This is a genomic window from Flavobacteriales bacterium, from assembly GCA_019694795.1.
GTDB lineage: Bacteria > Bacteroidota > Bacteroidia > Flavobacteriales_D > UBA2798 > UBA2798.
In genome coordinates, this window is record JAIBBF010000036.1 from 19,536 (window position 1) to 27,940 (window position 8,405).

General features: G+C 40.8%; 12 protein-coding genes. 5 read left to right on the plus strand and 7 right to left on the minus strand.

All coding sequences use genetic code 11. The annotated features are described in order from the left end of the window. Window positions 1-50: 50 nt before the first annotated feature. Window positions 51-356, plus strand: a complete 306-nt coding sequence (locus tag K1X56_10795; GenBank protein MBX7095203.1) for a DUF3467 domain-containing protein — start codon at window positions 51-53, stop codon at window positions 354-356. Window positions 357-368: 12 nt separating this feature from the next. Here K1X56_10795 and K1X56_10800 read toward each other — a convergent pair whose 3' ends face one another. Further along, window positions 369-791 carry a PaaI family thioesterase gene (locus K1X56_10800; GenBank protein ID MBX7095204.1) on the minus strand — a complete coding sequence of 141 codons (423 nt, stop codon included), beginning with the start codon at window positions 789-791 and terminating at the stop codon, window positions 369-371. Between the two features lie 76 nt (window positions 792-867). Between K1X56_10800 and K1X56_10805 the strand changes: the two genes are divergently transcribed. From K1X56_10805 to K1X56_10820, 4 genes are all read left to right on the plus strand, one after another. After that, on the plus strand, window positions 868-1,728 hold the full coding sequence (locus tag K1X56_10805) for a hypothetical protein (protein MBX7095205.1): 861 nt from the start codon (window positions 868-870) through the stop codon (window positions 1,726-1,728). A 103-nt stretch (window positions 1,729-1,831) separates the two neighbouring features. Continuing rightward, complete coding sequence (locus K1X56_10810; protein ID MBX7095206.1) at window positions 1,832-2,542, plus strand: pirin family protein; 711 nt, start codon at window positions 1,832-1,834, stop codon at window positions 2,540-2,542. A gap of 6 nt (window positions 2,543-2,548) precedes the next feature. Beyond that, window positions 2,549-2,851 carry a DUF2798 domain-containing protein gene (locus tag K1X56_10815; protein ID MBX7095207.1) on the plus strand — a complete coding sequence of 101 codons (303 nt, stop codon included), beginning with the start codon at window positions 2,549-2,551 and terminating at the stop codon, window positions 2,849-2,851. Further along, entirely contained in the window at window positions 2,815-3,231 is a 417-nt protein-coding gene (locus tag K1X56_10820) for a (4Fe-4S)-binding protein (GenBank protein MBX7095208.1), read from the plus strand. Before K1X56_10815 ends, K1X56_10820 begins: the two co-directional genes overlap by 37 nt. On the opposite strand, the gene K1X56_10825 is transcribed toward K1X56_10820, so the two are convergent. The 6 genes from K1X56_10825 to K1X56_10850 form a co-directional block, all read right to left on the minus strand. Beyond that, entirely contained in the window at window positions 3,232-4,452 is a 1,221-nt protein-coding gene (locus K1X56_10825; protein ID MBX7095209.1) for a bifunctional folylpolyglutamate synthase/dihydrofolate synthase, read from the minus strand. Further along, entirely contained in the window at window positions 4,452-5,195 is a 744-nt protein-coding gene (locus tag K1X56_10830) for a hypothetical protein (protein MBX7095210.1), read from the minus strand. Before K1X56_10830 ends, K1X56_10825 begins: the two co-directional genes overlap by 1 nt. Window positions 5,196-5,236: 41 nt before the next feature. Then, window positions 5,237-5,632, minus strand: a complete 396-nt coding sequence (locus K1X56_10835; GenBank protein MBX7095211.1) for a biopolymer transporter ExbD — start codon at window positions 5,630-5,632, stop codon at window positions 5,237-5,239. Between the two features lie 18 nt (window positions 5,633-5,650). Beyond that, a complete protein-coding gene (locus K1X56_10840) occupies window positions 5,651-6,364 on the minus strand; it encodes a MotA/TolQ/ExbB proton channel family protein (GenBank protein ID MBX7095212.1) in 714 nt (237 codons plus the stop codon). A gap of 42 nt (window positions 6,365-6,406) precedes the next feature. Beyond that, a complete protein-coding gene (locus K1X56_10845; GenBank protein ID MBX7095213.1) occupies window positions 6,407-7,639 on the minus strand; it encodes an amino acid dehydrogenase in 1,233 nt (410 codons plus the stop codon). A 102-nt stretch (window positions 7,640-7,741) separates the two neighbouring features. Continuing rightward, window positions 7,742-8,405, minus strand: a 664-nt coding sequence (locus tag K1X56_10850; GenBank protein MBX7095214.1) for an anhydro-N-acetylmuramic acid kinase, incomplete at its 5' end; no start/stop codon positions are given.

Here is an 8,405-nt window from a genome sequence, read left to right on the forward strand (position 1 = left end):
TTTGAAATAAGTGGGATGGAAGTGTATTTTTATTCCATAAAAATTGATTTATGAGCGAAAACGAAAACCAGCTGAACATTGAGCTGACCGAAGAAACTGCCGAAGGAGTATATTCCAACCTGGCGATAATTACCCATTCCAATGCGGAATTTATCATCGATTTTATTCGGGTTATGCCTGGTGTTCCAAAGGCAAAAGTGAAGTCAAGAATTTTACTTTCTCCCATTCACGCCAAACAATTGTTCAGAGCTTTGGGCGATAACCTTGCAAAATTTGAACAGATGCATGGCACCATAAAGGGTGGAGATGCACAGCCCTTTCCAATGAATTTTGGCGGGACCAACACTCAAGCATAATCAGGAGGGATTTTATCCCTCTTTTTTTTGCTCTGCAGGATAAGCCGTAAATGTGCCACTGCCTTTCGCAATCAGCAACCCATTTTGATTATAAATACTTCCTTCTGAAAAAACGATTCGCGATCCTTTTTTTATTACGCTGCCTTTACCGCTAAGTTGATCATTGCACAATGCAGGTGCTAAAAATGAAATTTTTAATTCAAGCGTAGCAACGCGTTTTCCTTCTTCAGCTACCACACTTAACGCTGCAACACCTAAAATGGCATCCATAAATCCAGCCAGTACACCTCCATGCGCTGCAGTTTCGGTGGCCAAAAGAGATTCGGTAATTTCCAGATGATATTCCACTTCACCCGGTGAAAGGATATTGAAATGCATACCGAGAAATCGTCCGAAATGATTCACCTTATTGTATTCGTCGATGATGGCTTTCATTCTTTTTTCTTTCAAAAATAGAAATCCATTTCATAGGATGCCCTTTTTCTCTACATTTGAATTCAAACTCAAATTCATGAAAAAGTTATTTTCTATTTTATTTCTGGCCGGTTCTTTGGCTGCAATGCAATCCTGTGGCAATGGTGAAGGCGCCGCAGAAGGTTCTTCTGAAAAAGTTTTATTACGACTCCAGCCTCAGAAGGGCGATAAAAAGGTGTTGACCTTTACCGTTAGCTCCAAAGCACAAGGTATGCCTATGGAAACCAATATTTCCATGACTACCGAAATGACCGCCAGCAATGTTGCAGAAAATGGCGATGTTGAAATGGAAACGAAATACACCCATGTTTCTATGAAGATGAATGCCATGGGAAGAGAAATGGGTTACGACTCAGCGAAAGATTCCATTGACATGAATAACCCTGAATCGATGGCTTATCTTGGTTTAGCTTCTTTGGTAAATAAAAGTCTTACCATGACCATGGATAAATACGGTAAAGTGGTAAAAGCTCCTGATATGAATTCTTTGTATCCCGATAGTTTAAAAGCACTTTTAGGATCTGATAATTCCCAGGCCAATCAGATGTTCGACAATATGTTCTCTATTTATCCCGAGCAAGAAGTTGGAGTAGGTGATTCATGGGATCGCGAAACGGAAATGAATGTTTCCAGTGGTCCGATGAAAATGAAAGCCAAATACACCATTGAGGCGATTGAAAAAGATCAGGTGGTAATTAAAATGGAAGGTGATATTTCCGGCGATATGAAAGACGCTATGGGTGGATCCATGAAAATGACAGGTACTATGTCGGGTAAAATGTATATCGACCGCAAATCGGGCTGGACTAATAAAGCGGATCTTACCCAAGATTTGGATATGAAAACAATGGGAATGAGCATGAAAATGACCAACACCATTCTTATTGAAACGAAATAATTAATTGAAAATCCCCGGTTTGAAATAAATCGGGGATTTTTACACTTGTTATTGTTGTATATACAACAATTGTTTTGTATCTTTGTACCAGAAAGGATAAATTATGAAAACAATTTTTCATGCTGCAACATCCAGAGGATATGCAGATCATGGCTGGTTAAAATCGCACCACACTTTTAGTTTTGCTAATTACTATGATCCTTCCCGTATGCATTTCGGGATGTTAAGGGTATTGAATGATGACTTTGTTGCAGCGGGTATGGGTTTTGGAACGCATCCGCACAGCAATATGGAAATCATCTCCATTCCATTGTCAGGTGATTTGGAACATATGGATAGTATGGGGCATAAAATGACGATTCGGCAAAACGATGTTCAGGTGATGAGTGCCGGAACCGGAGTAACCCATTCGGAGTACAATAAAAATGCGGATAAGGAAGTCAGGTTTTTACAAATCTGGATTATTCCCGATACCAAAAATGTTGCGCCCAGATATATGCAAAAAACATTTTCTGACGCAGAAAAAGAAAATACATTCCTCACTTTGGTTGGTCCAGATAACAGTGAACTGGATTTAAGAATTCATCAACATGCTTGGATCTCTTCAGGGATTTTCGATGCAGGTTCTACTGCTGAATATGCCTTAAAGGATGCTAAAAATGGAGTATATCTCTTTTTGCTGAACGGAAAAATTTCGCTGGGAGATCAGGTGTTAACCAGCAGAGATGGTATGGGTATTTGGGACTGCGACAAACTTGAAATGAAGGTGCTTGAAAAAGCAGAAATACTTTTACTTGAAATTCCAATGAATTAAGTAATCATGAAAATAAAAAATCCAAAATTAATCCCCTTTGTTTTTGTTTTCCTTGTAGCTACTCCTTTAAGTTTTTGCCTGAGCGGCATTAATACATGGCGAATTACAGGATTTGAAAACGGTTTTTTTTCTGCATGGATGAAAAATTGGGGCATTGGTTTCCTGATGGTTTATCCATTGGCCATTGTATTTGTTGGAATAGCAAAAAAAATAATTGCCCGACTTACATCCTTAATTTGTAAATTGATACCATCAGTCATTGATTCTTCATTATGGAAAAAGAATATAAAAACGACCGCATCGTTGTAAAATGGGAACCTGAAAAGTGTATTCATTCTACCAAATGCTGGAAAGGACTTTTACCTGTTTTTGATCCACGCCGTAAACCATGGGTGGATTTAAGCGCAGCGGAAACCGAAGAAATTATCGCGCAAATTGATAAATGTCCTTCCGGCGCACTTTCCTGGAAGTTTATACATGGCGACAATAAAGAATCCTCTACAAGTGGAGAAACGATTGTAGAGGCCATGAAAAACGGTCCCTTGATCCTTTACGGAAATGTACAGGTGAAAAATTCGGAGGGTAAAATGGAAATGCGAAATAAATCGACCGCATTTTGCCGTTGCGGAGCTTCATCCAATAAACCGTATTGCGATGGGAGTCACGTAAAAATTGGATTTCAAGGATAATCACAAAGCCTCTGCCACCACAAATGCAGAACCTCCTACAAAGATTAAGTCGGTAGAAGATGCATTTTTCTTAGCGGCATTTAATGCGCGTTTAACTGTAGGATAAGCCTTGCCATTTAATTTAAATGATTTCGCCAGGTTCATCAGTTCCGTTTCCGGTAATGCTCTTGGAATGGCTGCCTTGCAAAAATAATACTGCGCATTTTTGGGTAGTGATTTCAGCATAGAACTAATATCCTTGTCGTTCACAGCGCCGATTACCATGTGCAGTTGTTTGTATTTTTCTTTTTTTAATTGACTGGTCACCACTTTTATTCCCGCTGCATTATGTCCAATATCGCAAATGATTTTCGGACGCAATGCGATGGTTTCCCATCTTCCGCGCAACCCGGTATTGTCAACCACCTTTGCGATTCCTCTACGGATATGCTGCTCCAGGATTTTCCAATTTTTATGTTGTAAAATCTGAATGGAACAAATAACCGTTTTTATGTTGTGGATTTGGTATTCACCTTTTAATTGACACGGATATTTTTTCTTTAATCTCAATTTAGAAGCGAAGTGAATAGTTGTGTGTTTCGCTTTAGCCACTGCTTGAAATACGGCAGCACTTTCCTTATTGAATTCTCCAATTACTACAGGAATTTGATTTTTGATTATACCTGCTTTTTCGAAGGCGATTTTTTCAATGGTATTGCCTAAAAACTGAACATGATCGAAACTGATATTGGTGATAACAGAAAGTTCCGGTAAAATCACATTGGTGGAATCGAGTCGTCCCCCCAATCCGGTTTCAATAATAGCGATATCGGTTTTTTGTTGTTTAAAATAATCGAATGCCAGTGCAACGGTGACTTCAAAAAACGATGGTGAAATTTTTTCAATGGCTGCGCGATTGTTTTTTACAAAATCAACCACAGCATTTCGGCTGATCATTTTTCCATTGATGCGGATTCGCTCTCTGAAATCTTTTAGATGCGGAGAAGTGTAGAGTCCGACTTTATATCCCGCCTCCTGGAAAATGGATGACAGCATATGTGATGTGGATCCTTTTCCATTGGTTCCTGCAATGTGAACGCTGCGCAATCCAATATGAGGATTTCCGCAAGCTTCCAGTAATGCAAGTGTATTATTTAAATCGGGTTTATAAGCCGCCGCACCGATGCGTTGAAAAACCGGTAATCGAGAATAAAGATATTCCAGCGTTTGCCGGTAGTTCATCATTCGTTAGTGAATTCGAAAACATAAGAGCCACGTTGTTCTTCGGCTGCGTTTTGATCTTCATTTACAATTTGCGATCCAACCAATTTGGCTTTACAATTCGAAACTAATTTGGAATCGTTAGTTGTTGAACGCGCTGCATCAAATACCGCACGTGTTACGATGCCTTTACGGTTTACATAAATGGTAAATACTACACGACCACGCTCAAATTCGGGATTTTCAGGTTTGGGAGAAGCTACTTGTCTTCTTCCATTCATGCTCACGCCAGGACCGGTTGCTAACCCGGTTCCATCGCCATTACCATTGCCGGGAGAAGTTCCGGTTGTATTTCCATCACCTGTGCCATTACCTATGCTGTTTCCTTTTTCGCCATTGCCGTTTCCACCGCCAAACAAAGCATTTTGATTTACACTTTGTGTATTGTTGGTGGTCGCGTTCGAAGAGGTGGTATTGTTGTTTACCACAGTCGAATTTCCTTTTGGAACTTCAACTTCTGAATCGTCCTGCGTATTGAGTTTTTCAGTAGGCTGTTCTTCGGTAGAAGAAACCGCATTGGCCGGACTACCGCCTTCCATTCCTGCACCGCCTATGAATTCAATTTCCACGGGGATAGGTTCGGGAAGAGGAAAAGGTTCTTTCCAGCTCACCAGAAGAAATACCACCATCAACAATGCATGAAATACAGTGGTAAACATAATTGCACCACGTTTTCTTTTCTTTTCATTTTCTTCCTGGCTCATCGTTTTTATTTTTCAGTACACGTTCAACTAAAAAAAGTTCATCATTCGCCTTTGGTTGCAATGGCAATTTTCCAGTCGTTCTTTTTACAGATATCGAGAATATGCACGGTTACACCTGTAGGTACACTCTCGTCTACGCGTAAAAGCACAGAAGGTTTCTCCGGATTCTTCTCCAGTTCCTTTTTCATGGCATTTTCGAGCTCCGAAGTGGCCACCGGAAAACTGGCTACATAATGCTGCTGGTTTTCGTCAACACTCACCACACAGGGTGATGCCTTGGGTTTCATTTCTGAGCTTCCTTTTGGAAGATTCACATTGATACCCGGACTAATCTGCGTGGCCAGAATTACGAAATAGATCAATAACAGAAACACCAGGTCGGTCATCGACGAAGTACTTGCTTCTGCATTGATTTTATTGTTCGATCTGAATTTCATTTTTTTCCTTTTTAGGATTTATTTTCCGGGTTCGTCCAGTAAGTCGAGGAAGTCGAGCGATGTCGATTCCATTTTCGCAATAACGTCTCCCACTTTCGAAACCAACAAGTTGTACATAACATAGGAAAGAATACCGATAATTAGACCGGCAACGGTGGTCACCATCGCCATCATAATACCTCCGGATAAAGCTTCAATTTCAACCTGACCATCAATACGCATTTCGTTAAAAGTCATGATCATCCCCACTACGGTACCAAGGAATCCGATCATTGGAGCAGCACCCGCAATGGTTGCTAATAATGAAACGCCTTTTTCCAGTTTAGAAACTTCCACTTTGCCCACATTTTCAATGGAGGCTTCAATATCTTTCAAGGGCTTTCCTATTTTGGAAATTCCTTTTTCAACCATACGTGCATAAGGATTATCAGTTGTAGCACATAAATTACGTGCAGCATCCAGTTTTCCTTCGTGAACATATTCTTTTACTTTTTGCATAAAATTGCGTTCACCCCGTGCCGCGCGGTTAATTGCCAGAAAGCGTTCGATGGAAATGTAAATCATAATAACCGACATAATACCCATAGGAATCATGATGTACCATCCGCCGGATGCAATCATTTCCCATAATGTAATTTCCTTGGTGGTTTCTACAATACCCGAAGCGCCTCCGCCCTCTACATTGGTTACCTGAGCAGCGCCTTCTTGAATAAAAAGTGGAATGTTGAACATAATCCTGGTTTGGTTAGTGGTTTATTACGTGTTTTTTAAAAATCAGTTACCTAAAAGTTCATCCAGCGCTAAATCGAATGCAGTATGTGCAATATGTGTTTTGGCTGAATTTTTTGCATGGGTCCGCATCAATGCTTTTTTGATGATTTCACTCACATCGTTAAAAATAGCTTCGTCGCTAATTACAGCTCCGGGCGACATTAAATAAGCAAACACACGGGCCATTCCGCAGTTTGCAATAAAGTCGGGGAGGAGACTAAGTTGTGTATCGGCTTTTTCGCCAATGGGTCCAAAGAAAATTTCCGGATCGGCAAAAGGAACATTTGCTCCTGCACTTACCACGTTTACTCCCGACTTCAACATTTTTTCCAATTGCGCTTCGGTAATTAATCGCGATGCTGCGCAGGGAAGAAAAATATCTGCCTGGATGTTCCAGATTTTTTCATTGATCTCGTTAAAGGGAATAACGTTATCTGCCTTCAGTTTATTGCCATCCTTATCGATGAATAATTTGCGGATGTCCTGAAACGTATATCCATTTTCATTGATCAGTCCACCATCGCGGTCGATAATGCCCACAATCAATGCGCCGTTTTGAGCTAAATAATACGCTGCTGCAGAACCCACATTTCCCCAACCTTGAACAATCACTTTTTTGCCTTTTAATTCGCCACCGTAGATGTTGTAATAATGACGAACCGCTTCTGCCACACCGTAACCGGTGATCATGTCTGCAACCACATATTTTTTGGTTACATCAGGCGAAAAGCGAACATCATTCAACACTTTGGAAACACCAATCTGTAAATTCGAAATTGATTTTTTTCGTTCTTCATCGTTGGCTTTAAAGTGACCATTTACCACTCCTTCCTGCGGGTGAAGAACACCGAGTGCGGAAGTGATGGGAATTACGTCGTGAACTTCATCCACATTTAAATCACCACCGGTGCCGTAATAGTTTTTCAATAAAGGAGCTACCGCTTTATACCAACGTTTTAACACTTCATTTTTACGCGGATCATTCGGATCGAAATTAATTCCGGATTTAGCACCACCAATGGCAGGACCAGCAACCGTAAATTTCACTTCCATGGTTTTTGCGAGCGATTCTACTTCGCGTTTATCCAAACCTTTTCTCATTCGTGTTCCGCCACCGGCAGCACCACCACGCAATGAATTAATGACTACCCAGCCCTCGGCCTCTGTCTCTGCATCTTTCCATTCGAAAACGATTTCGGGACGCTTATTCTCAAATTGCTTTAAACGATCTTTCATGATGTAAATCTGTGTTCGCACAAATTTACTATTTCAGTCACCCTACGGGTGATGAGATGAAGGTGGTTTTCAATATGGACCTGTTAATTGAAAATGGGAAAATCAAGGAAAGAAAACTGCTCCGCCGGAAGAATCCTGAGAAGCACCGGTTACTGAAGCTAAAGCTGTGGTTTTGTGGTGTATACGTCGCCAGGCTAAAAAGGCAAATATGATGGCTTCCTTAAATTCAATGATGGCTTTATCGGGAATATGAATAGCGAGATGTGTATTTTCTTTTATCCGTTCAATCAAAAAATGATTGTAAGCCCCGCCACCGGTAATAAAAACAGTCCCTTTTTCGATAGACCGAAGGGAATATGCTATTTGCTGAGCACAATGTTCTACACAGGTGCGTAAAAGATTTTCTGTAGGTTCCTGATACTTGTTGAGCAGGGGTAAAAAAGATTCCTCGAACCATTCCCTTCCCAATGATTTTGGTCCATCCACCCTATAAAAACTGAGTTCATTTAATTCCTTCAGTAATCCAGGAATTAATTTTCCGCTTGCTGCCATTTCCCCGTTCGCATCATAAGGTTTTCCTGAGCGCTCCGCCAAAAAATTAAACACCATATTGGCAGGTGCAATATCACTGGCTTTTCGTTCCCCGCCAATTTCTCCACTCCAATTGGCAATTCCGCCAATATTCAGGCACACTTCATACTTGCCAAAAAGCTCCCGATCTCCCAGCGGAACCAAAGGGGCACCTTGTCCGCCCAAGGCAATATCG